The following is a 23,035-nucleotide window of genomic DNA, read 5'->3' as shown; positions in this document are numbered from 1 at the left end:
CTGATCCAGCACATCAATACGGCATCAAATCTGCTATGTTTATTGGTGCTTTAAATCTTTTTGATGTGCGTGTATAGATAACCGCGCCACAAGCAGATTAGCGTCTAAGGGCGTTCAATGATTTGTTACTATGTACGCCAAATACAAACTTTTGATACTCCGCAAGTGTCTGCTTTTGGCAAGCGCCGACACTCGTTCTCATGGCTGACATGGGTCGTAGTCTGAACGTCCGGTTGCGTGGAGCGGGTCAGCTTCCGCTTCTGAGCCTGCTTTGATTTTCCGGGCTAGCCACGAATGGCCGCCTACCGGAAGCGACGATCGCAATCCGCGCAGCTGGCATGGTCCGGATCCGAGAGCTGGCATGCGTCGAGCGCTGCCGCGGCAGATGCAAGCGGCTGTGCACGAAACCTGGGCGAAGCTTGTCTGGGAAGCCTGAGCCCATGCCCCGCGAAGCCGCGTTTCGGCCAATGCCTAGCCTGACGCGCTCAAACACAGCATGGCCACCTCGACCCGTCGTACGAAAGCTGCCTTTCGGATTGCTCCGCAGCCCTGGGTTGTGTTTCAAATGCCTTCGGCGGTCTTGGAACCTGGACAGAGCATGCCACGCCGATCAGCGGACGCCCATCTCTCGGCGGCCTCCCTGCCGCTCACGACGCTCGACATCGGCCTGTGGGAAGAAGACGTCGACGCCGACCGGGTCCGCGCCGACGAGGTGATGGCACGGATGTTCGGGCTGTCCGGCGCGGCGGTCACAGACGGCATCTCGCGCGCGCACCTCCTTTCAATCTTCCATCCCGAGGACGTGGCCCGGGACCCAGAGCGCCGCCGCAGCGTGCGGGAAGAAGGCGGGCTGTTCGTATGGGAGCACCGCATCCTGCCCGCGCCGGGCGTCGTGCGCTGGGTTCTCGGCCGCGGACACTACGAGCGGGACGTAGATGGTGGGATGCGCGGGCGCGGGATCGTCATCGACGTGACCGACAGCCGGACAGACAGCCGCATCGATGGCCCCGCGCACTTCCTCGCGGCCTTCGAGACGTCGGGGTCCGTGTTGGAACGCATCGCGGACAATGCGATCGAGGCCTGCGACCTGATCCGCTCCCTGGACGCGGACAAGGCGGCGCGGCTGCGGCTGCTGGTCGACGCCTTGCTGCACGAACTCGGACGCCAGCTCGCGGCCTCGCTTCACGAGGACGCCGCGAGGCCCGCCATATCGCGCGGTTCCAAGGTACACTGAAGCGGCCCCGCGCGCCGACCCGGTCTGAGTCGAGTATCCGGGCGCTGATAGCCGACCCAATGTTCCGCGTTGAGAACGTAGGGGATGAGAGGCAAGCAACACCATAGTTGCGTGCCTCGAACACCAAAGATCCGCACATGTTTCGAGGCTCTGCGCAACCTCACATGTGATGAGGCTTCGGACAGTTTTTGGGTTGCAGCCCGGGATCAGAGAATCGCTTGACCGGCCGGCGCTCCCGCCGTGGGCGGGACGAGGCTTCGCCATGGGCTACAAGCATAGCAATCCGCAGAACCGGGCGAAGGCGGCGTCCCTGCTCAGGCAGCTGAAGGGCCAGCTCGTGGACGTGACGGGCGTGCGGGTGGAAGCCCTGAGCAACGTCTACGCCGCCGCCGAGGCGTACTGGCAGCTTTCCAAGGCAGCCGGCGTCCACCTGTACCAGGAAGGCGGCGGCTGGCACGCCGACCTGGAGTTCAAGGGACTGCCGCACGGCATCCCGAGGATCGTCGGAACCCCCGAGCCCGTCGCGACGCGGGCGGAGGCCATCGAGAGCGTGGTCGAGATGATGTCGATGTGCGCCCAGCGCGACAACGTCCCGCCCCCGGATCCGGCGACGGGGCTACGCTGGTTCCGGTTCGACGAGCATCAGATCCCGGTCGACCCGCGGATGCTGCAACACTTTGTCTCCCGCGTTCCGGAGGTCGCGTTCGACGCGGATCACATCCGGAAGGAACTCGACCTCCTCCGGGCCGACATCTCGGGCGACGCCCCCGTCACGGCCGATGCCTGGGAGGCTGCCGAGTTCCAGCTCCGTTACGACGCTAGCCGGATGTGCTGCGCCGCCATGGCCTTCGGCATCATGCAGATGTCGTACGATCCGCCGGCGGACCTCGATCTGGCCTTGGCGGCCGCCCCCGGAATGCACTGAACGCCGCGGCCGGTCATGCGGCGTCGGCCGCCGACAGGCAAGCCGTCAGGTCGCGGCGTCGGTAAAGCTTCATCCGGACCCGGTCGTACGCCGCCGCGTCCCCGATGCCGGCTTCAGCGAGCCGACGCATCGCCTGCTGGGGCGCGAGGCCCAGGACGGCGGCCGCCTCCTTCAGGGTGACGTACTCCGAGGCGAACGCCTCGACGCTCGCCCTGGTCAACGCCCTCACTCACCGCGGATCGCGCGGGCGGTATCCGGGTGACCATTCCAGCATCCCTTCCCTGACCGGGCACCACAGTCTCCCCGGGTCCACGCCGGCCAGCATGGCGGCCGCCTCGGTCTCGGTGACGTCGTCGGGGGAGCCGGCGCCCTGGAGGACCGTGGATAGCTCGTCGCGGTCGATCAGGAGGTCGCCGTAGCGTCCGCCCGTCGTATGGCGTCCGACCCATGCGAGCCGCTCGTCGAGGATGAGGTTCAGGATCTCGACGGTGCCGACGCGCAAGCCGGGCGCCGCACGCTCGATCGTCATCCTCGGCTCGGCGGGGTTGGCCACCGGCACCGCGTTCCTGAACAGCCTCGCCATGAAGGCGTCGACGTCCGGACGGAGGAATCGGCGTTTCGAGCCCGCGTTCCGGTCGGCCTCGGGCAAGGGCGACAGCAGTCCCGCCTCCTCAAGGTGCCCGACCTGCTTCGCCGAGAAGCCGGTCCTGGCGGCGACGTCCTTGGCCGTGAGGTGGTCCTCGACGTCGGCGACGACCCTCCCGAACTCCTTGACGGTGATCCAGAGCCGCCGCCCGTCGGCGACCGCCTCGGGGCCGACCAGCCGGATCAGCCCGGCGTCGGACCGGGAGCTCGAAAAAGCGGCGCTCCTTTGCGTGTGCATGCGCCGCTCGTCCAGCCGCACGCCGAGGAAGGCGGTCCCCGGGCTTATGGGGAGCCTCCCGAAGGCGTGCTCCCGCAGGACGTGGCGGAATTTCTCGAACGCGACGTCCTTGGGATTCGCCCGCAGGACTGCGTGGACGCGCCCGTAGACCTTGCCATGGCCGACGGAGCCGCGCTTCCCGAAACGGACGCGCCCGACGATGCCGTCGAGGGCGCTCCCGACCGCCTCGGCCCCCTGCGCGGCGGTGCGGTAGCCCTCCTCCGCGGCCCGCGCGAGGTCCGCCATGCCCATGTCCGAGGGATGCGTTCCCGGACCGTGAAGGACCGAGGTCCCGAGCCCCTCGCAGAAGGCCGAGGCGGCGTGCAGGGGCACGTCGTCGAGCCAGTTGCCGGGATTGCGCATACCATCGAGCCTGGCGACGAACCAGTCCACGAAGGCGGTGCCAGTGGCGGGTTCAGCCTCCGCCCGGAGCCGGTCGAGCACGGGGAGCACGCGGCGCGCCAACGTCGCCGAGAAGTCGTGACCGGCCCGGAGCGTCGCATCGGCCTCGACGTGGACCAGCACGGCCCCGTGCCGGCCGCAGACCCGGACCGGTAGCAGCAACCATTCAAGCCTCGACCACGGCCGGGCCTTCGTGGGGTTCTCGAACCGGGCGAGGTCTTCCGCGACGCAGTGCGGGCAGACCCTCGTCGCGGAGGTCAGGACCGATCCGGGCGGGAGCCGGTGACCGCCGACCTCCGCGGCCTTGTCGCCGACGGCGTGCGTGGGCGTGTAGCGACCGAGGTCGAAGCGGCTCACCGGCGTCGGCCGGCGCAGGTTGGCCAGGAGATCGGCCCGATCCTGACGTAGAGGTCGGCGGATGCGACGAGGGTCGCAGGCAGGTAGCGCGCCGGGCTCTGCGAGACGCCTGCGACGCGCGCGCCGTCCGAGAGCAGGCGCCCGACCTTCTCATTGCCCTCCGTCGGTCTATCCTGAGTGCGTGAGGCGCCGGATCTGCAGCAGATGTGGGCGAAATCGGTGAGACTCCGGAGCGCCAGTTCGATGCCGGGGATCCAGTCCGGGCTCGGAACCTCGACCACGACGGCGATGCCGTCCGCTTCCCGCAGGCGGCGCAGACCCGCGGGGCCAAGGGCTTCGGCGAGCGCCACGGTGGGAAGCACGTCGCGGGCGGGGCGTAGGCCGTTCAGGCAGGCGGCGACGTAGGTGTCGTCGGCCGCTTCGACGGGGAACTCGACATCGATGGGGTCCGCCGGCGGGCGACGCTTGCCGAGGATGCGGCTCTCGATGGTCTGACGGGTCATGGCTGCCTCCAAGCGCGAGGCAGCCATCCGCTGACGCGGCGAGCTAGGCCTCGGGAGGTTTCTGGGTCTGGCGAGGGATGCGCGGCCGGCCGGCTATGCCGACGGGCGTCGCGGACCGGCGGGAACGCCGGCGATCCCGTTTTCGCGGGCACGTCCAGGGCATAGAAGGGCTTTCGAGGCTGGGGCCGCCCGAGCGTCAGCTACGAGGGCGGTATGGGTGCTTCCGCATCGGCGGGGGCACAGGAAGCGCCTTCGACGCGCCGAGAACACATACAGAACGCCGCGAATCGGCGTCAACAGATTTGGCAGTTCCCGAACTACCTTTCATGCGTTCCCGTGGATAGCGGGGATGACGCTGGGGGCTCTCTACCGATCGCGCGAACCCCAAGCTCGCTCGCGCCCTAGCCCAAGGGTTGCCTCGGATCACCCCGAGAGCGTGCGAGCCGCCGATACTTGATGGCCAATGGGCGTCCTAGCCATATCGGCGGCGGCAGGCACGACCTACTCGATGCCGTGTCCCGCGCCGCACGTAGAGCAAAATCCATGAGTTGCCTTCCTCAGGTGTTCTCGACATTCCGACCCGTCGTCGAACGATGGTACCTCGCCTGCTGTGACGATGCCGGCGTGACACCGGCCGAAGTGCCCTTGAAGCTTGAGGACTTGGCTCTGGAAGTTCCTCGGACCTTCAGGTCGGAGTTCGCGGCCGTGACGCCCCCGCCTGCAGTGAGGATCACCTGGAACGGTCTTGCGAGCCTGTGGGCTTTTTCCCAGGCGGTCGTTCGGGTCGGACGTCCCATGTTCGAGGCCCAGAGAACAGCCGACCCTACCGCAGGCCCTCCGCAGCTTGCGATCGGCGGAGAGCTTGAGGAGGGGCTGCATCTCTTCGAACTGTCGTCGAGACTGAGCAGGAACAAGTTCGACGGCTGGGTCGATTGGGCTCCGGTGCCGGACCCCGACGCCGTCGGTGCCAGCCTTGGCGGCAACCGCACCTTCGAGAACGCACTCGGCTGGATCATGCGTCACGAGTTGGCTCATCTGAGGCTGAACCATCATGCCGTGGCCGAGCCGTTGCCGCACGAAGCCAAGGAACAGGAATTCCAGGCCGACGCGCAAGCCACGCATTGGATGAAGGGATCGTTGCAGGTCGATCCGGGCAGGGCTCTGGAGACGCGACCCTCGGAGACCGAGCTGGATCTGGAGCGGCGTGCCCTCGGCATGTTCACCGGGCTTGCCTGGGTGGCGCAATTCGAACTCGTCCCTCATGGAAACAGCTCGACGCATCCGCCCGTGATGGATCGCATCGGTAGGATGATCGGCGACCTGAGACTCGCGGATGACAGTTTCGCCTGTGAGATGCTCTCTTACGTGACCAAGGTGTTGGTCGATCCGGAAGGCGTATGGCCTCCGGACCAGGAAGTCCCGACCGCCAAGGACGCGGCGATGGAAGCGATGTTCAGGCTGAGCCGTGCGGTGGCCGCCTTCAAAGGCTGACGCGCGGTTCGAAAGGCTCGTAGATCCCGGTGACCCGGGCCGGCCAAGCCATGCCCGGGTGTGTCGCGCTCTCGGGCATGGCTTGGCATGCTTGAGGCGTCGCCTAACGAGATTTCGACGCCGGCGTCGCGGTCAGCACCACTCGACCCTGCCCTTGCGGAGCCAGAAATGGCTCTTGCATCCGACCTTGCGCCAGACGCTGGGTGCGAGCGACGCGGTGCCGTCCCAATGATCCCTCAACTTCCAGCCGGGACGGTCGCCGGGGACGAGCGAGAGCTTGATGGTCTCGCCGCAACCGCAGGGGCAATCGAAAGCCGCGAACCAGCGATGGCCGTCCTCGCCCACGACGTATACGGTGCGCGGGGCGAGCGCGTCCGGCTCCTCCTCAACGAAGGCGGCGGTGTGGCGTCCCCGACGACGGGAGACCCAGCCGAGGGCGGCCCGGATCTTCGAGAGCATGGCATCCCTCATCACGCTGCCCTCGCGAGCATGTCGAGGGCGGGCCGGTTCAGGAACGGCACCATGTCGCCGCGGCCGACGTAGCGGGCCAACGCCTCGTCGACGCCCTCGTCCGGCAGGTTCTCCCAGTAGCCGGCCGTCAGGCTGAACGTCTGAGTGGCGAACCCGCCGTTCGGGTCGAGCCGCGAGGGATGCAGCCTCAGCAGGAACTCCATGACCGCCAGGCTGGAGAAGAGCCCGTTCAGCGCCCCGACCGCCGGTCGGTCCTCGGGAACCCCACGGATGTAGCCGCGGGCGAGCCGGTCCTCGTAGGCCGCCGGATCCTGCCTGCGGAGGCTCTCGGCTTCCAGCATGCCGTCCGTGTAGAGGCCCCGGCCCCGCAGGCTGGAGCGTCCGGGTTGCAGGTAGTGGACCGAGCCGCAGATCTGCCCGATGCCCCCATGTCCGTCGGCGTCGAGCATCACGCCGACATCGAAGTAGGCCAGGCCGTAAAAGGTCGCGAGCCGGTTCAGCAGATCACGCCCCTCGACGCCGTCCATGCATCCGAAGACGACGTCGCAGGTCGAGATCGCATGCAGGGCGGCGGGGTGGGAGAGGTCGTGGGCGAAGGCCTCGACCCGCGAGCCCAGGCCGAGCCGTTCGACGAAGCCGGCGAGCACCTCGACCTTCGGTCGTCCGATGTCGCCCCGCGTCGTGTTGACGATGCGATTGAGGTTCTTCTCCTCGACCTTGTCCGGATCGACGAGCACGATCTCGCCGACGCCGAGCCGGGCGACCTGATCGACGAGTGGACTGCCGGTGCCGGAGCAACCGACTACGCCGAGCTTGAGCCCACGGACAGCCTCGAAGGTGCCGCGTCCGAAGGCCTGCGCGTGCCGCCGGGCGAACTCGGGGATCTCGCGATCCGCGTCCGCCGGCGGCCTCCAGAAGCGGATGTCGTCGCCCACGACGCAGACGTGATGCAGTTCGCCATGCGTCCCGTCGGCCCTGTGGGCGCGGGCCAGCACGGCGCCCGAGGGCACCATGACGGCGCTGAGGTGCGGGGCCCCGTCGTCGACCCAGGCGTGGACGCTCCCGAACAGGGCGGCGTCGGCCTCGTCGTCGACCTCGCTGAAGTGGAGATTCCCGCCCGGATGGGAGTGGATCTTCGCCACCGCCATCCCGCGCCGCGCCGCCTTGTCGAGCAAGGGTTCGAGGTAGGAGGTTGGCCAGGTGACGCGCCGGTGGGTGCGCTGGCAAGCCTCGTGGGGCACCGGGACGATCTCGTGGACGACGAGCTTGGTGCGGCCGGGCGACACGGCCCGACCGCACAGCATCAGGGCGACGGCCTCGCGGCCATCCCCCGGGAAAAGGTGGGCGTGGATCGCGGCGTGCTGGGCGCCGGTGAGGGCGAGCGTGACGCGCATCAGGCGGCCCCCACTTCCTTGGCGAGGTTGTGCTCGACGACGGCGAGGTGGGTGCCGATGTCGTCGATGTCCGGCCGCCAGGGGTTCAGGCCGGTGCGGTGGCGCGACCAGCCCTGCCAGTGCTTGCCCTCGAAGATGTCACCGACGAGCGCCCGGATCTGCGCGCCGTCCGTGCGGGCCAGGGGCGGGTGGAAGTACCACATGTCGATCTGCGAGGTCGGGTATCCCGGCAGGAGCCGCAGCATCAGGTCCGTCCGTTCCGGCGCGTAGCCGGCCCGGACGGGATAGCCGCGGATCACGACGCGGGGGACGCCCATGTCCTGGACGGTCTCCCAGCGCAGTCCCGTGGCGTCGAGGGTCTCGCGATCGCCCTCGGGCAGCACGAAGTCCCGGCGAAGGGGGAGCGCCTGCTCCCCCTCGGTCTGGTCCAGCGGCAGGGTGATGAAGCGCTCCTCGCCCTTGTCGCTGACGTGCACCACCTCGTCGAGGGCGATCGGCTTCATGGTGGCGCCGATCTTCTGGAGGAGCTTGAACCGCTCCGGGTGGTGCTTGCCGGCGATGACGAGGAGGTCGCGGCCGGTCAGGTCCGGAAGCGGGTTCTCGTACTCCGTCTTGTCGATGCGGAAGCGATAGACCTGGACCTTGCGGGTGCCGTCCTCGTCGCGGTCGTTGTCGTGGCCGTTGGTCGTCATGACTGTTCCTTTCGATCTCTCGGTGGGTCGGGTGCTCCCCGCACCGTCGAGAGGTTGATCGAAAGGGACCGGCGGATCCGGAAACGGCCGCGCTCACTTTTTTTCCAGGATTGATCGCGGCCATCTTGCCGGCCGGCCGAGCCTCAGCGCTCCCTGGACAGGGGGTGCCGCACGAAGGCGCCGCCGGCCGGTAGGCCAGGGCAGGCGAACAGGTGCGGGCAGCGGAGGCAACCGCGCCCGGGATTGGGGGCGAAGCGGCCAGCGCCGATGTCGGCCATGTGCTGGGCGACGGCGGCCACGAGTTCCGCCCGCTTGTCGGGCGGGACCGGTCGGCGGGTCGCGCCGGTGAGGTGGATCGCCTCGACCGTCACGGGCTCGCCGAAGGCCTGCTCGGCGGCCGCATCGAGGATCGCGTATTCGATCTCCTTCTCAAGCGAGGCCATGGCCTTGCGCGTGGCGACGCGCCTCACGACGAGGCGGCCGTCACGGGTGCGCACCACGTCGTGCGCCCGTGACAGGACATGTCCGCCGCCGGCGCCCAGGCGCAGGGCCCTGGGGGGCTGCCGGCCTTCCTCGGCGCGCGTGCCCACGAGGAAGCGGAGCATCTCCTCGGCGATCTGCCTATAGGCGTTGGCGTGGCCATGCTCGGCCGGCCCGTGCCTCTCCCAGGCACCGTCGAACGCCGCCGCGAAGCCCGCCGGCTCGGCCTGCGCCGCGTCGAAGTTCCGGTCGAGCCAATCGATCATCGCCCGGACGGCGTTGTGCATCCGGATGTAGGGGTTCTCGTCGCGTCGGCCGCCGAGGCCGAGGACGTAGGTGTAGAGGAAGCGCAAGCCGCACTTCCCGTAGGAATCGAGGTGCTGGTGATCGAGTTCGACCGGCACGCTCCAGGCCACCGCCACCGGTGGCGGCGCGGCCGCAGCCGGCGGTGCCGGGAGAGGAGCGATCGGGGGCGCGGGGTCCAGCGTCGCGGCGATCCGGGCGTTGTACGCGGACGGGTTGCGCCTCCTCGCTCCACCCTTCTGAAGCGTGGAGCGGTAGAGGCGCAGGCCGTCCCGCGCGCGGGAGAGCAGCACGAAGAACAGGCAGGCCTCCTGTTCTTCGTGGCCGGCCACGCTGGCCTGGAGGCCGGTCAGGCCCGCGCTGCCGGCGATGAGACCGTCCGGCGGCGGGCAGTCCGGCGCCTTCGCGCTTCTGGGCAGCCCCGTCGCGATCATGCCCGGGGCATGGACGAGGTCGAATTCGAGGCCCTTGCTGCCGTGGATGGTCATCAGCCGGACGGCATCGAGCTCCAGGGCGGCGTCCGGGAACTGGCGCAGCGAACGCTCCTCGTTCAGCCGGATCAACCTCCTGATCTGACGCGAGACCTCGGAGGTCGGGAACTCCCCCTCGATCGGCAGGGATCTGAGGAAGTTGAGGAATTGCCAGACCGCGACGCCGGCCATCCGGTCGGCCAGCGTCGTGGCCCCGCCGATGCGGCGCGCGATACCGAGCCTGTCGAGCACCAGGGCGCTCGCTACGTTCCAGGGATGGGCGCGGGCCTCGAAGCCGCCGCAGGCGTCGCGTAGGCGCCTGAGGGATTCACGCCCGGCGAGGCTCAAGCCGGGGAGCGCGTCGGCGTCCTCCAGCCAGGCCAGCGGGCCGCCGGCCGCCTCCCTGAGGTGGACGGCGACGAGGGCGACGTCGCCGAGGCCCATCGCGACCTCCGGGATCATGGCGACGCGCACCAGCGTCGCGGCGCGGGGATCGTGGAACAGGGCGAGCAGGCTGAGCAGGTCCTTGATCTCGGGCCGCTCGAAGAGGGGCCCGAGGTAGAGGACGGGGATGTTCCGAGCCGTCAGGCCGGCGGCGAACGCGGCGAGCCGGTCGTTGGCCGTGCAGAGGATCGCCTGGTCGCGATAGTCGATCCCACCTTCGTTCGCCTCGGCGACGGAGGCGGCGACCAGCGCGATCTCGTCGTCGGGCGTGCCGGCCTCGTGCATGACCGGTCGCCGGCCGCAGGCTCCTCGATCGGGGGTGAGGCGGAGATCGCCGAGGCGTCGGAAGGCCTCGACGCTCGACGCGAAGGCCGAGAAGGTGTCGATGATCTCGCCGCGGGAGCGATAATTGACGGTCAGTGCGCCGTCCGTCGCTTTGGGATAGTCGTCCTTGAAGGCACCCATGCTCGCCGAGGTCGCGCCCCGGAAGCGGTAGATCGACTGGCGGGCGTCGCCGACCATCCAGAGGCGCTCGCCCTCGTCCGCCGCGAGTGCCGCGATCAGGCGCACGGTGGCGAAGTTCACGTCCTGGTATTCGTCGACGAGGATGTGACGGTGCCGGAGCGCCAAGGCCCTGGCGACCTGGGGATGGTCGGCCATCAGGCGAACCGGCTTCATGATGAGGTCGCCGAAGTCCAGGGCGTCGCTGTCCGCCAGGAGGCGTTCGTAGGCCGCGTAGACGAGTGCCTCCTCGGCCGCGCGCTTCGCCCGCAGGCGTGTCGCATCGTCGGTCGCGGCTCTCTCCATGGCCTCGGCGAGCTCGGCGTAGCGGACGTGATCGACGAGTTCGTCCTTGGCCCGCGAGATGGCGGCGAGGATGTCCGCGAGGTTCTCCTCGGGATCCCAGAGATCGCGGTAGTGGTCCAGGGCCAGGCTCGGGATCACCCCTTCGAGCATCGTGATGGCCGTGGCCTTGTCGACGAGGCGCGGGCTCGCAGGGAGCCGGAGCCGATCGTGGAAGCGGCGGACGATGTCGAGGCCGAAGGCGTGGAAGGTTCCGATCCAGACTGAGGCGACCGCCTCGGGATGGGACAGGGCGAGCCGGTCCATCAGCTCGCCGGCCGCCTTGTTCGAGAAGGTCAGGACGAGGATGCCGTTCGGGTCGACGCCCTCGTCGATGAGGCTGGTCACACGCCGGATGAGGGTCCTCGTCTTCCCCGTGCCCGGGCCTGCCTGAAGGAGATAGGGGCTGCCGCGGTGCGCCACGGCGATGTCCTGGCTGGGGTCGCGCCGGGGCGCACCGCCGGAGGGGACGGCGACCGCGTCTGGGACCGGCGGAAGCAGCAGGGCATCGAGCAATTGCTGGGTGACGACGTCTTCCGTGATGCCGAGGCGGGCGGCGATGTCCGCGACGCTCATGCCCTCCGCGTGACGATCGCGCGCGACCGATCGTGGCAGCACCAGTTCGCGGGCGAAGAGGTCGGCCTGGACCTCCCGACGCTCGCCTCGCCCATAGTCGACGAGCTTCTCGACGGCGGTGCCGCTCTCCGCCGAGCGGCTGGGATCGGTGTGGTGGGTGAGGACCGGGTCCGTGCAGCCGTGCATCGCCACATGGCCGAGCTCGTGCCCGATCAACAGGGCGTCGCCACCCGCCGTGCCAGTCTCGCCGTACAGGATCCCCTTCGTGTCGGGATCGATGCGCGCTTTGCATCCATGCAGCGACACGTCGCCGGCCTGCACCGGTTGATGCCACAGGTCGTGCGTGGCGATGGCACGTACGACGATGTCGAACGGCTGCCAGGGATCACCGCCGTCGGCGACGATCTCCCGGTGGATGCGTGCAGCTCGTTTCCTCGCGGCCTCAATCGGATCCACGTTCGGCCCTTGCCATGTTGAGCAGCCGTTCCTGCTGCTCGGGGGTCAGGCCGGACGTGGCGACGGCTTCCTCGAAGCTCTGCTTCGCCCCGGCTTCCGGTTTCCCGTCCGATTTGGCCATCATGCCGCGGGGTATCGCGGAGGGTCGTCCGAGGCTGGCTATTATGAGGTCCACTTCATGCCCGACCTCATCGGCGACGAGCTTCGAGAAAGCCCTCGGGAAGCGGGCCGCCTCGATGAGGCCGTCCTTCATCTTGATCAGAAAGAGCGGGGTCACATCCAGGCGCGCCGCCAATCGCGGGAAGGCCGCCCCGCTGAACCCGGCGAAGACGTTCGGCAACGCCGCCGCGCTGCGCACGGGGGCTCTCTCGACGTCCGACCTTGTTCCGGCCTGGAAACGGGCCCATGCGGACGCCACCGTAGCTTTTGTCGAGGCATCGGCGGGCGGTAGCGGGCGGGAGGGTTCCAGCACCATCTCGACCGCCAATTCCGTCAGCTCCCGGCGCAACTCGGGGTGATCCTTCGCATACGCTTCGAGGCGTCTCGGCGTCGGCTCACCCTCGGTCGCGAACATCATCAATACGTCGCGCGCGCCGCGCGCGGTGCTGGTCGTCGTCATCGTCCCTCTCCGAGTTCACGACGCAGCTTCTCGTACGCCTTCTGGAGGCGATACCGTATCGCCCGGTCGGAGACGCCGCAAAGCTTCGCAATGGTTTCCGCGTCGTCGCCCTCGATGGGATGCCCCTTGAGGACGAGCGTGACAGCCACCCTTTCGTGGTCTGGCAAACGGTCGATCGCCCGAAGAAGCTCGTTCCGGAAATGTTCTTTTTCCTGTTCGGCGCCCTCTGCCTGGAAAAACTGCCTGAGTTGCTTGGCCAGCGCGGGAAGTGGCTGACCCTCCTGGTCGTGCATGTCCTCGACGTGATCTTCCTTGGCGGCGAGGCGTCCGGACGCGCGCAGCACGTCGATGCGCAACGCGGCGAGCGCGCTTGCGAAACGCACCTCGAAGTAGTCGAGACCGTCCCCAGGCTGGTTTCGGTCCTCCACCAGGAGGTCGACGAACCTGTCGGCCACCTCCTGTCGCAACTCCTCGGGATCGTAGAGGGAGCTCGGCCGGATGGATCCTTTCAACGACCGGGCGACCCGATCGAGGAGGATCTCGAACAGCTGCGCGAAGCGGTCATCGGAATTGTCGAGGCGGGTCGACCTGACGAGGTGGAGCAGGCACTCGGGCTCCATGAAGCCCGGCGCTCCTCGATCGTCGACGCGGGCCTCGCGGATGACGGCGTCGAGATCGAGCCCTGCGGCACGGTCTATGGCGGCGTCGACGGAAGCCGTCCTGACATAGAGTTCCCCCGTTTTCTTGCGCTTCGTGAGAGGAGGCGGCATGCCGGATCCGTGTCGCGTTCGAGCAATGCTACCTCAAGATGATTCGCCGCCAAGCTCGAAACGTCGGGCGTGTCCTCTTCTCCCCGAAGTGCGTCTTCGGAGTGCGCGGCCCTGCTGACCTTCCGGTGGCCGATCAAGGCAGGTCGATGGTGCGACCATCCTCGAAGCCGCTGGCTTCCTCGTGGTGGCCGCGCGGGTTGCAGACCATCCGGGTCCGGCCGACGTGGTAATCGACGCTCCGGTGGATGTGGCCGTGGACCCACAGGTCCGGGCCGCACGCGTGGATCAGGTCACGCAGATCCGAGGCGTAGCACCAGCCGAGATCCTCGTGCGGACGCGGCAGGCTGTCGGGGTGCGGCGCGTGATGGGTGACGACGACCGTCGGGCCGTCGTGCGCCGTCGCGAGCGTCGCCTCCAGGAATACACGCGTCTTCCTGTGCAGGGCGAGGATCTCGCCCGGCTCGACACGGTGCCGTGACCGCGGCCCGTTCCGGATCCGGCGATAGTCGTTCATGCCGCCGCGGCCCTGGGCGGCGCGCATGGCGGCGTGAAGCCCGAAGGGGCCGAGCCGGAAGTCGGTCCAGAGCGTGCCGCCGGCGAAGCGCGTGCCACCGATGACGACGGCGTCGTCGAGCAGCAGGTGGATGCCGTGGCGCGCGGTGACGTCCCGGCCGCGGGACAGCTGGTCGACGAGCGTGTAGCGGTCCTCGCCCCGGTCCCACCAAAAGTCATGGTTGCCCGGAACGTAGACGACCAGCACGTCGGGCAGGCGCTCGGCGAGCCAGTCGATGGCGCGCACGAGCGGCGTATGGACGTCGCCCGCGACGACGGCCACGTCGAAGCCGTCGGGCGGCGCGTGCGCCGCCGGATCCCAGGCGTTCTCGGGCCATTCCTGATGGAGGTCGCTGAAGACCCAGAGCTTCTGCGTCATGGCGCCCTCCCGTCGTTGGCGGCGTTCTCGGCGAGGCGGATGCGGATCTCGTCCAGGGTGACCGGGCGGAAGCCGAAGCAGTCCACGCCGACGTCGGTGCTCGCCGCGGTGCCGGGCAGCGTGCCGTGGGAATGGCCGTAGAGATGGATGTCGCCGCGGTGCATTCGGGGCCAGACTCGGTGGGCATAGTGGCTGCACCAGACGCCCTGGACGGACCCGTCCGGCAGCGGAACCTGCACGTGGGCGACGTCGAAGATGCCGTCCCAGGGCAGGCGCGCGCCGATGCGGTCGTGGTTGCCGCGAACGAGATAGCGCCTGGCGCCGTTCAGTCGCGCGAAGATCTCCCGGGCCTTGGCTTCGGAGCAGCGGTAGCAGAAGTCGCCGAGGTGCCAGACGGTGTCGCCCGGGCGGACGTCGGCGTTCCAACGCACGATCAGGGCCTCGTCATGGGCCTCCATCGTGTCGAAGGGGCGTCGCAGGCCCAGCCGGTCGCCAAGGGTGGCCCGGTGCGCGAAATGATGGTCGCTTGAGAAGAGGATCCGAGGGGGCATGAGAGCCTCGCGCGCTTGGCGGAGGCTCGACGCAGGTGGTCTCGCGCTCCGGGTTTTAGGGGGGCGTGGGACGACCGATGCGTATCATGGCGGGCTCCTGGGTCGGGGCGGTCCTTATTCCCTGGACGGTCCCGGGGCGCAAGGAGCGCGACTCGGTGGGGTAGCGGTAGCGGTAACGCGACCATGATTTGCTACCGAAATCCATAGGCTCGTTAACCATCTTGGGTGATGCTCGTGGCTTGGTGGGGGGCGAGCCATGAATGAGCAGCGGAAGCAGGAACTGTTCAGGGCGGCGGACGGGCTGTTAGCCAGGACCGGACGCGTGTCGCTGCGGACGCTGATCCCGCTTCTGAAGAAGGGCGGCTCGAACCGTGAGGTCGGGCCGGCGCTGGCGGAGTGGAAGGCGGCGAAGGGCTACGCGCCAGCGCTGAAGATCAAAGAGCTGCCGGTGCCGCTGCAGGATGCGCTGGCGAAGGTGGCGGGGGATCTCTGGGCGGCGGCGCAGGCCGAGGCGGCGGCGCGGCTGACCCGGGACCGCGAGAACCTGGCGGTGACCGTGCGTGCGAGCGAGGAACTGCTGGCCGAGGCGCTGGATCGTCTGGACGCGGCCGAGGCGGAGATCGCGGGGCTGCGCGAGAGCGTCACGCGGGCCGAGGCGCGGCTGGAGCGGGGCCGGTCGGAGGAGTTCTGGGACCGCGTCATGCGGGAGATCTACGAGATCCTGCCCGCCTCCGGCACGATGACCGCGGCGCAGATCCTCCGGCTCCTGAAGCCGGCGACGGTGCGCGGGGCGGCGGATCGCCGGGAGCCGCTGACGCCGAGGACACTGCACAAGAAGATGTCGGTGCGGGTGAGCCACGGCTGGTATTTCGAGCGCGGCGAGACGGGATTCTCGCGCGGCACGTTCCCGACGCTCGGCCGCGCCAGGGAAGCGGCTCCCCCAACTTGAGCGAAGCGGCCACGGTCGTTGCCGGCTGGCCCGCCGGAATTGTGCCGACTTTATCCGCGCCGGCATATTCGGGCGCAGACGACGGATCCGCCCGGCGTTTCTCTGTGACCGCCGGCCAGCGAACCGCTCAATCGGGATCGCTCAAATTCATGGGCAGGGGCTCGAAGCGATCGCGAAACCGCTTGCCGAGATCCTGACACGCCATGAAGGCATGGTGGTTCAGCTTCGAGCAAAGCTCGTAGATGCGGAAGATCTCATCGAGGTCGAAGCGCGGCCGCTCCTCGAACCGCGGCATGAACAAGTTCATCTCCGCGCCGTTGTGATTGAACACCTCGTGGAGATACAGCATCCGTAGTTCCACGGCGTCGGCGTCGGAATGCCCGTAGAGACTATTGCGATGGGCGACGACCTTCTCGTGCAGGGCCAATTCGGCCGAGGACAGTTCGACGCCGAGCGCCTTCCAGCCGAGCTTCGGGACCCGTCCCTTGGATTGCGAGAACGGTCGTGCGTAGGCCACGACCATCGTTGTCTCGTAGCAACGGAACTTCCGCCAGGCCGGCAGGCCGTAGACGACGTCGTCTTCCAGTTCCTGCAGGAGGAAGGTGGCCGCGCTCATGGCCTGCGCGAAATCGGAGCAGGAGAGCTGAAGGCGCGTGAACCGATGGAATTCGGCTTCGTCGCGAGGGCTCGGCGCGGCTGCTGCCCCGTTATCCGGTTCGTCCATGCTCCGATGCCCCCGATCGTATCGTCCCGTTCGAAACCTGACCCGATCGCGGCATGATCGGGAAGGGGCAGCGTGATCGGGCCGGACGGTTCCTCAACGCTTCACGAAGCCGATGTCGGCGACGACCGCCTTCAGGCGCTCGGGCTCCCGTTCTTTCCGCTCGCTGTAGCGGTCGGCGCGCTCGCGGGTACCCGCACTGGGGAATGTCGGGCTGGCTGCCGCCCTATGGCGCGTGTGCGGTCCCGATCCGAAAAACAGCGTTTGACCTCCCGACGGCGGGAAGCGTCGCGAAGGCTGTCGCTCCTGATTGGCGCGCTTCATCCACCGTCCGGAACCCGACGATACGCGAGAACTTGGCTTCGAGGACCGGGCGGTTTGCCCGGCGGGAGCACGCATCATGTCGAGTGACACCGAAAAGCATCGCGAACTGCTCAGCGGCCTGAAGCAGGCCCGGGGCAAGGCGGACGGCTCGTTCGAGGCAGCCATCACGGCCGCCTTCGAGCATGTCTTCGAGCATCTGGAGCGCTTGAATGGCCACGTCTCGTCGGGCGGTCCCGGCGGAGCGGACCGGCATCTCGAACCTGACGAGAGCGCAACCCTTCGCTGACGAAGGTCGCGATCCGACGGCCGTGGACTATCGGGTCTTCCGAAACTGGTCGGGACCGCCGACCTTCGTGTTCCGGACCCGCGCCACGTTCGGCTTCTTGTCGGGCTCCAGTTCGCGAGCCCGCTCGATCCCCGCCTTCTGGGTCGGCGTGATGGCGCTCGCGCGCTTGGATCCCTCGCGGCGCACGGCGAAGTCGCCGTCCTCGCGCGGCTCCACGTAGATGTTTCCTGGCTTGGTCATCGGCAGTCTCCGTCACCAACTAGGCGTGACGTGATGGCTGGCCGCCACGCTTTCAATGCACGGGTCAACCATTTGACCCACGCCAAGGGAGAACCCCGTGACGCCTACGGAGATCAAGGCCAAGGTTCAGGACACCCACCGCCGGGCGATGTCGAACGCCTCCCTGCAGATGTCGCGCGACGGCGGCGTCCACCACCTGTTCCGCGACGTGAAGCTGTATGGCCGGGACGCCGGCGTCGACTTCGTCGAGACGAATATAGGCCAGATCGTCCAGGAAGCGGTGTCGATGGCCGAGTGCAAGCGGCCTTCCTTGGAGATCCCGGCCTACGGCTTCGGGAAGGCGGCCGTCGCAGGCATGGCTCAGGCGCTGGAGGACCTCACGGCCCTGAAGATCGAGGTCAAGGGGAACACACTTCAGCTGATCTGGGCGCAGCCGAACCCGGGCTACGTCTAGGCTACCTCCGCCGCGGGGCGGATCAGGTCTTGGTGCCCGCTTTGGAAGGCTTGCGTGCCACGTTCGCCCGGGCACGTGGCTTCTTCGCCTTCGGCGGCGCCGAACCCTTGGCGGCCGCCTTCGCCGTGGCCTTGGCGGCGGCCCGCTTCGGCTTGGCCGGCTGCGAAGCCGCCGCGATTTCCCGTCGGACGGCGGCCACTACGCGTCGAATGCCCTGAGCGACATTGAGATAGGCGGCATCCGCACTGCGCCAGCGGGTGACCTCCCGCCCGTCTTCCGGGAGCAGCTTGAAGCCTGCGGCCGGGGTCGACTTCCAGTCGCAGGGCCGGACGACGACGGCGACCACCCGCATTGTGCCGCGGGCACGCCGGTTCATGGCGCGCCTGTACTCGATCTTCCAGCAGTAGTGGCTCGCCAGATAGTCGGGGCTCAGCAGGCCGACGAAGACGTGAGCGTTCCTGAGTGCCCGGGCGATGGCGGTATCGAGCTTGTCGCCCGCGTTCATGTCGCCGTCGAACCAAGTCGAGACGTTGTCGCCCTTCAAGGGGGCCAGATGCGTTTCGAGTTTCCTGCGCGCGTCGGCGTCCATGTGCGAGTAGGACACGAAGATCCTGACCTCGGACTTTTCCTTCCTGCCGGGCTGCCCGGACGGCCTCGTCGTGCGCGCCGGCGGCCGTGCCGCCTTGGGCCGGGGGACGGCCTTCCGTGTGGATAAGGAAGCGCGGGCGCGCATCGTTGCCCCCGTTTGGCTAGCGGCCAAGGTCGCGAGTCATGCTCCCTGGACCCGGTTTGTTCCCAAACCGGAAGGGTTTCGGTCGTCGGCCTAGGCGAGGTGGGGCAGATATCCCGGTCCTGGTTGGACCAAGCGCCTGTCGACGAGGATGGTCCGCCGGTTGGTGGCCCCGGGATCCGAAAGACGGGGGGTCAGCGAGATGATCGCGACCTTCCAGTCCGGGATACCGGGGATAGGGGCTTCCATCACGCCGACCAGCACGGTCACGCCTCTCCTTCGCAACTCGGACACCGATGCAAGGACATTCCCGCATAGATCCCGCCTGCGGTTGAACTCGCCGCCGCCTATGGAATGCGGCCCCATCACCCATGAAACCAGATCGATCCATTCCGTCAGGGCTTCGACGTCGGCGTCGTAGGCGGGCCCGAGTTCCGGACGATGGATCAAGAACGCCTGCGTGCCGGCGACCATCCGGACCTGCCGGTGCGTCAGAAAGGGCCGTACCGGAACCGCTTCGAGGTTACCCATTTCCTCGACGAACTCGGCGGCGGCCTGCTCGCGTGGAATGGGAATGCGGGCGGCCGTGAAGGCCCCCTTCTCATAGCCGAGCGCGAGGGCGACCCTGTCCAGGCTTTCAACGCCGACCGGCTCGGCGCGCTCGACGCGTTCGATCGTAGACAACGAGACACAGGCGAAATCGGCCAGGGTCTCCTTCTTCCACTGTCTCAGGCTTCGTCCCATCCGGGTCACCATCGCGACCAGCTCGATGGACGGCACGGCAGGAACCCCCGGCGGCCGAGGCGGCATGGCTGCCAGGCGCTCGATGATTTCCTTGGACTTCATGACGTTCTCCTTCCGACAAGGGGAAGGTGACCCGGGACGCTCGTCCAAAGGAGATCGAAAAAACCTTCAGCGACGAACGCCGGTGACGGCTGATTCGGGCGCCGCCCACGCTCAAAGGCAGCGGGCCGTCATCAAGTGATGGCGGCCCGCTTTACTCTAGGCTGACCCGACGCGGAACTTAGATGTCCGAAAGCGGATCTTTGGATCGGCTATCAGGCGCGCGGCCCAGCCAGCGAAGTCCTGGAGTTGGCCGCCCATTAACCATCCGCTCAATCCGCGATCGCCAGCGTCGGCCAGAACGGCTTTGCTGCCCCCCGACCCGGAACCGCCACAGGGCCTGCGCGGCCAGACGCGGATCGGCCCATGGCCGCGGCGCCTACGCATCGCGCCACCTTCGGAACCGGCTCGCTCACGGCGTCCCTGACCCCGTTTCCGCCCTGGCCATAGTCGGACCAGGCGCCTGGCCACGCGGGGGAATGCGGGTGCCGACCATCCCGCACCAGGAGTCACCAACTATGCCGGAGCCCACTCAGATCCCCCGAAGGCCGCCGCTGCATCGCGATCGGCTGGAGGCATTCGAGCGCGTGAGGCGCGCGGTCGCGTCGGGGACGTCGACCTTCGCGATCGATCACGGCGAAAACCGGCGGACCTCGGATCGGGCCGCGGAGATCGTTCGCGCGCTGGAGTCCGACAAGACCGCGACCGTTCGGCGAGGCGGTGGCGCGGACGCGACGCGGGTGCTCGTGACGATGGCGGGACGCCGCCTCGCCGTGGCGCGGGATGCGGGCGGCGTCGCGCTGTTCCCCCTGGACGGACCCATGCGGGTCGTGGATCGGCCGCAGCGATGGGACGCGGACGTCGACCTGGCGCGACAGGATCGGCGCGGCCTCGTTCGCGCGATGGCCCCCGACGAATACGATGACGACACGCGTGCCGGCTCCGCCGTCACCGTCGTGCTCGACCCGGTGGTCGATTGGCTCACGCATCCCGTCTACGAGGCCCGCCGGCACAGCGCCGGCGACGCGATCCGTGTCTGGGAAGTCTTCACCCTGGACGGCGAGTCCCACGGCCTGCTGCTCATGATGGAAAACGGCTTCCACGGGGTCGAACCGTGCGGCGCGGTCAGCCCGGAAGTCAGCCCCGGCGCGGCCGCTTGGCAGATCGTCATGAACGGCTAGGGGCTCGGCCGGAGGCCCGGGCCGACGACGGGATCCGCCAGCCCACGGGGCCGGAGATGGCCGGCACGGAGGGCGTGTGGGAGTCCCCCTGGTGCGGCCCCGCCGCGACCTGGAGCGCCATCCCGCGGAGGATCCGACCGTCGCCCGGGATGCCCGCGCCGCCGCGGAACCGGCCGGAGCACGGCAGCGCGGTCTGGCGTCGGCGAAGGAGAGGCCGGGCCCGCGGGGACCGACCATGCCCCACGCATGGCGGCCCGACGCCCGCGGCTCCTGCTTCTTCACCGCCGCCGATGTCGACGCGGTCCGACCTGCGACGGGCAAGGCCCGGAATCGCCGCAGTGTGCGGGCGAGCCTCGCGGTGGCGGTCGATCAATCGATCGGGCGGCGTCGCTTCGACGGGCGGACCGTACGCGGGGCCGCCCGCTTCCGAAGGGTCGCGCAGCTTCGACCGAGCCGATCGGCGGGACGCCGGCGCGCTTCTCCCCGCGACCGGACGCGAACGAAGCCGGCCGCGCCGTTCGTCGATCCTTAGATAGTATTAACGATGTACAAAACGCCTTATCCACAGTCTAGCGGACCTTAGGGCATTTTCTCACTTGCATACATCCGCTTCCGCATGTACCGCAAACGTGAGCCCAGCTGCGATATCCGCCCGCGCTCAACCCTCCCCCAAACATACATCCCTGACTGACCGCGGGCATCCCGACCTGTCCTGGTCGCACGCTCCGGTCGGGGCCGCTCCGGTCTGCCGGATCCAGGCGGCACGTTCGCCCCGCCGGCGCCAGCCGATCGACGCCGCGCGAGCCCGCCCGTTCCCGATGTGCCCCCGTCCGTCCGCGTCCCTCTTGGGCCGCGGCGGTACGACGACGACCCGCACGGGTCCGCCCGTGCAGCGGCGCCCGAAGCCGCCGGTCGGCGGCCGCCCCGTGCCCGCCCGGCATCCGCTCGTCCCGCAAACCGCCAGGCAAGGAAGATCCATGCCCCCCCAGAACGACTTTCCCACCCGCCACGCCGCGCCCGCCCCCAGCGAGCGTCTCGCCGCCGAAGTCGAACGGCGACTCGTCTACGTCCGCGCGATGCAAGGCCTGGCCCGGCGGCCCGCGCTGACCAGGGTCTCCGCCGTCGTCGCGGAGGTCGCGGCGGAGGTCGGCGGCAAGCCGCCGGCCCCCCGGACCGTGGCCGCATGGTGCCGCCGGTACGAAGGCGCCGGCCGCGACCCCGCCGCTCTGATCCCGGTGCTGCGCAGCCGCGGGACGGCGACGCCCGTCAGGCCTGTCCGGATGGGCGACGGCGCACAGCTGCCGGACGTCATGGGGCCGGCGAGACCGGCGAAGCCCGGCACGACGCCTGATCACGGCGTCGTGTCGATGACGACGCCCACGCGCACGGTCGTCCCGGAACCGCGCCGCTCCCGCCAAGCCCCACATCGACGCGCGGCCGAGCCGGCCGTCGATCCTGCGGATGCCCCGCGGCGCTTCCGCAGGATCGACGGCGCGCGACGCCCCGACCCCCGGCTTCCGGAGGGCGCGGTTCGCATGGACATCGTCCGCCTGCGGGACGCTTCGGGGGAAACGGCAGACCTGGCCCTCGCGTGGGACCGCGGCGGGCGCCCGTTCGGGGCCGCGCTCGGACGGTCCCTCGAAGCGGGCGAGTTCGTGCGCCTGCTCCATGGCGGCGTGTCCGCCGCGGGCGTCGAGGTGATCGGACTCGCGGCCCTCGCCCCCACCGCCGTCCTGGTCGACAACGCCCGCGCGTTCCATAGCGCGTCGTTCCGCGAGGCGGCGCACGCCCTCGGGGTCAGCATCCACTACGTGCCGACCGGCGCGTCTCAGCGGCATCCGTCCGAACGACTCCTGCGCAAGGTCGCGGCGCACATGGGCATCTCCGGCATCCGCGGCCTCGCCGAACATCTTCGGCGGTGGCTCGACCCGGACGGCGAGAAGATTGCCGCGACCGCGGGCTGACCGCGCCGCAGTCCCGCCTGCGCCGACCGTCGGTCGGCGGGGCGCCGCCCGCCGCGCCCCGGATCGCATGCCGGGGCCTACCTCGCCCCGACGGAACGGCCGCGACCGCCCCACCCTCGGGATCGCCGCCGCCGATCCAGGATCTTGCCATGACCGAGAGCAGACACGCCATGTGTGCCACCCCCTTCGCCGCAGAAACCCATGAGTTCGTCAGGGCGATCGCCGACGGATACCTGTTCCGGGAGCGGGCGACCGGGATCCATGTCGCCGTTTCCCCGGCGGGGATGGTCGCGTCCTGGTGCCGCAACGTCTCGGGCCACCGGACGGTCGCGGCCGCCCCCGACGGCGGGCGGCCCGGCCCGGCCGCCTCCGGGACACCCCCGGCTGTCCTCCCGCAGGGTCGGCCTCGGCCGCAGGCGGCGGCCGGCACCCTCGCGACCTGGCGCGGCGCGTTCGCCGCGGATCCGGCCGCCGCGGCGCCGCCCCCGGCTATCGGCGCCTGCGGCGCC

General features: G+C 69.0%; 24 protein-coding genes and 1 pseudogene. 9 read left to right on the top strand and 16 right to left on the bottom strand.

Annotated elements, in window-relative coordinates; all coding sequences use genetic code 11:
• Window positions 1–598: 598 nt before the first annotated feature.
• Together ME121_RS18625 and ME121_RS18620 are read left to right on the top strand one after the other, a co-directional pair.
• Entirely contained in the window at window positions 599–1,234 is a 636-nt protein-coding gene (locus ME121_RS18625) for a PAS domain-containing protein (protein ID WP_059409428.1), read from the top strand.
• 262 nt (window positions 1,235–1,496) lie between these two features.
• Window positions 1,497–2,159 carry a hypothetical protein gene (locus tag ME121_RS18620; protein WP_059409427.1) on the top strand — a complete coding sequence of 221 codons (663 nt, stop codon included), beginning with the start codon at window positions 1,497–1,499 and terminating at the stop codon, window positions 2,157–2,159.
• A 13-nt stretch (window positions 2,160–2,172) separates the two neighbouring features.
• Here ME121_RS18620 and ME121_RS18615 read toward each other — a convergent pair whose 3' ends face one another.
• Genes ME121_RS18615 through ME121_RS18605 form a run of 3 tightly spaced genes read right to left on the bottom strand, consistent with a single transcriptional unit; the run spans window position 2,173 to window position 4,343 of the window.
• The gene (locus ME121_RS18615) at window positions 2,173–2,388 is read right to left on the bottom strand and encodes a hypothetical protein (protein ID WP_059409426.1); all 216 of its coding nucleotides are present in this window, start codon (window positions 2,386–2,388) and stop codon (window positions 2,173–2,175) included.
• Window positions 2,389–3,840, bottom strand: coding sequence for a TniQ family protein (locus tag ME121_RS18610; RefSeq protein ID WP_059409425.1), 1,452 nt, complete (start codon window positions 3,838–3,840; stop codon window positions 2,389–2,391).
• Entirely contained in the window at window positions 3,837–4,343 is a 507-nt protein-coding gene (locus ME121_RS18605; RefSeq protein WP_043075217.1) for a hypothetical protein, read from the bottom strand. Before ME121_RS18605 ends, ME121_RS18610 begins: the two co-directional genes overlap by 4 nt.
• Before the next feature lie 456 nt (window positions 4,344–4,799).
• Here ME121_RS18605 and ME121_RS18600 point away from each other — a divergent pair, with 456 nt between their 5' ends.
• A complete protein-coding gene (locus ME121_RS18600; RefSeq protein WP_083374425.1) occupies window positions 4,800–5,834 on the top strand; it encodes a phage exclusion protein Lit family protein in 1,035 nt (344 codons plus the stop codon).
• Window positions 5,835–5,966: 132 nt separating this feature from the next.
• Here the strand turns inward: ME121_RS18600 and ME121_RS18595 are convergent, their stop codons facing one another.
• From ME121_RS18595 to ME121_RS18560, 8 genes are all read right to left on the bottom strand, one after another.
• Window positions 5,967–6,293 (bottom strand): ubiquitination-like system serine protease family protein, encoded by a 327-nt coding sequence (locus ME121_RS18595; protein ID WP_238195010.1) that lies wholly within the window; start codon window positions 6,291–6,293, stop codon window positions 5,967–5,969.
• An 11-nt stretch (window positions 6,294–6,304) separates the two neighbouring features.
• Entirely contained in the window at window positions 6,305–7,699 is a 1,395-nt protein-coding gene (locus tag ME121_RS18590; RefSeq protein WP_059409424.1) for a ThiF family adenylyltransferase, read from the bottom strand.
• The gene (locus ME121_RS18585) at window positions 7,699–8,391 is read right to left on the bottom strand and encodes a multiubiquitin domain-containing protein (RefSeq protein WP_043075260.1); all 693 of its coding nucleotides are present in this window, start codon (window positions 8,389–8,391) and stop codon (window positions 7,699–7,701) included. Before ME121_RS18585 ends, ME121_RS18590 begins: the two co-directional genes overlap by 1 nt.
• A gap of 143 nt (window positions 8,392–8,534) precedes the next feature.
• Window positions 8,535–11,963, bottom strand: coding sequence for a UvrD-helicase domain-containing protein (locus ME121_RS18580; protein ID WP_059409423.1), 3,429 nt, complete (start codon window positions 11,961–11,963; stop codon window positions 8,535–8,537).
• Entirely contained in the window at window positions 11,950–12,582 is a 633-nt protein-coding gene (locus ME121_RS18575; protein WP_043075262.1) for a hypothetical protein, read from the bottom strand. Before ME121_RS18575 ends, ME121_RS18580 begins: the two co-directional genes overlap by 14 nt.
• Window positions 12,579–13,352: a sigma-70 family RNA polymerase sigma factor gene (locus ME121_RS18570; protein WP_059409422.1), complete on the bottom strand. Its 774-nt coding sequence runs from the start codon at window positions 13,350–13,352 to the stop codon at window positions 12,579–12,581. The genes ME121_RS18575 and ME121_RS18570 overlap by 4 nt, the downstream gene beginning before the upstream one ends.
• A gap of 133 nt (window positions 13,353–13,485) precedes the next feature.
• Complete coding sequence (locus ME121_RS18565; protein ID WP_059409421.1) at window positions 13,486–14,283, bottom strand: metallophosphoesterase; 798 nt, start codon at window positions 14,281–14,283, stop codon at window positions 13,486–13,488.
• Window positions 14,280–14,834, bottom strand: a complete 555-nt coding sequence (locus ME121_RS18560; RefSeq protein ID WP_059409420.1) for a metallophosphoesterase family protein — start codon at window positions 14,832–14,834, stop codon at window positions 14,280–14,282. The genes ME121_RS18565 and ME121_RS18560 overlap by 4 nt, the downstream gene beginning before the upstream one ends.
• A gap of 256 nt (window positions 14,835–15,090) precedes the next feature.
• Between ME121_RS18560 and ME121_RS33805 the strand changes: the two genes are divergently transcribed.
• Window positions 15,091–15,783, top strand: a complete 693-nt coding sequence (locus ME121_RS33805; RefSeq protein ID WP_089231478.1) for a DNA-binding protein — start codon at window positions 15,091–15,093, stop codon at window positions 15,781–15,783.
• A 127-nt stretch (window positions 15,784–15,910) separates the two neighbouring features.
• On the opposite strand, the gene ME121_RS18550 is transcribed toward ME121_RS33805, so the two are convergent.
• A complete protein-coding gene (locus ME121_RS18550; protein WP_059409419.1) occupies window positions 15,911–16,507 on the bottom strand; it encodes a hypothetical protein in 597 nt (198 codons plus the stop codon).
• A 93-nt stretch (window positions 16,508–16,600) separates the two neighbouring features.
• Window positions 16,601–16,696 (bottom strand): annotated as a pseudogene (locus ME121_RS33800) (arsenic resistance protein ArsH); the annotation flags it as partial.
• A gap of 208 nt (window positions 16,697–16,904) precedes the next feature.
• On the opposite strand from ME121_RS33800, the gene ME121_RS18545 reads away from it, so the two are divergent.
• The gene (locus ME121_RS18545; protein WP_043075266.1) at window positions 16,905–17,114 is read left to right on the top strand and encodes a hypothetical protein; all 210 of its coding nucleotides are present in this window, start codon (window positions 16,905–16,907) and stop codon (window positions 17,112–17,114) included.
• 27 nt (window positions 17,115–17,141) lie between these two features.
• On the opposite strand, the gene ME121_RS18540 is transcribed toward ME121_RS18545, so the two are convergent.
• Entirely contained in the window at window positions 17,142–17,354 is a 213-nt protein-coding gene (locus ME121_RS18540; protein ID WP_043075267.1) for a DUF2188 domain-containing protein, read from the bottom strand.
• 97 nt (window positions 17,355–17,451) lie between these two features.
• Between ME121_RS18540 and ME121_RS18535 the strand changes: the two genes are divergently transcribed.
• Window positions 17,452–17,808 (top strand): hypothetical protein, encoded by a 357-nt coding sequence (locus tag ME121_RS18535; RefSeq protein WP_043075268.1) that lies wholly within the window; start codon window positions 17,452–17,454, stop codon window positions 17,806–17,808.
• 22 nt (window positions 17,809–17,830) lie between these two features.
• Here the strand turns inward: ME121_RS18535 and ME121_RS18530 are convergent, their stop codons facing one another.
• Together ME121_RS18530 and ME121_RS18525 are read right to left on the bottom strand one after the other, a co-directional pair.
• A complete protein-coding gene (locus ME121_RS18530; RefSeq protein ID WP_043075269.1) occupies window positions 17,831–18,412 on the bottom strand; it encodes a toll/interleukin-1 receptor domain-containing protein in 582 nt (193 codons plus the stop codon).
• Between the two features lie 219 nt (window positions 18,413–18,631).
• Entirely contained in the window at window positions 18,632–19,384 is a 753-nt protein-coding gene (locus ME121_RS18525; protein ID WP_059409418.1) for a hypothetical protein, read from the bottom strand.
• A 515-nt stretch (window positions 19,385–19,899) separates the two neighbouring features.
• On the opposite strand from ME121_RS18525, the gene ME121_RS18520 reads away from it, so the two are divergent.
• The 3 genes from ME121_RS18520 to ME121_RS18510 form a co-directional block, all read left to right on the top strand.
• Window positions 19,900–20,562, top strand: coding sequence for a hypothetical protein (locus ME121_RS18520; RefSeq protein WP_059409417.1), 663 nt, complete (start codon window positions 19,900–19,902; stop codon window positions 20,560–20,562).
• Between the two features lie 977 nt (window positions 20,563–21,539).
• Window positions 21,540–22,526, top strand: coding sequence for a hypothetical protein (locus tag ME121_RS18515; protein WP_059409416.1), 987 nt, complete (start codon window positions 21,540–21,542; stop codon window positions 22,524–22,526).
• Window positions 22,527–22,675: 149 nt separating this feature from the next.
• The coding region (locus ME121_RS18510; protein WP_491892849.1) for a hypothetical protein at window positions 22,676–23,035 on the top strand (360 nt) is incomplete at its 3' end.

The organism is Methylobacterium sp. ME121 (assembly GCF_000974725.1).
Classification (GTDB): Bacteria; Pseudomonadota; Alphaproteobacteria; order Rhizobiales; family Beijerinckiaceae; genus Methylobacterium; species Methylobacterium radiotolerans.
The sequence above is the reverse complement of the archived record's forward strand: the minus strand, read 5'-3'. Positions and strand labels throughout refer to the sequence as shown.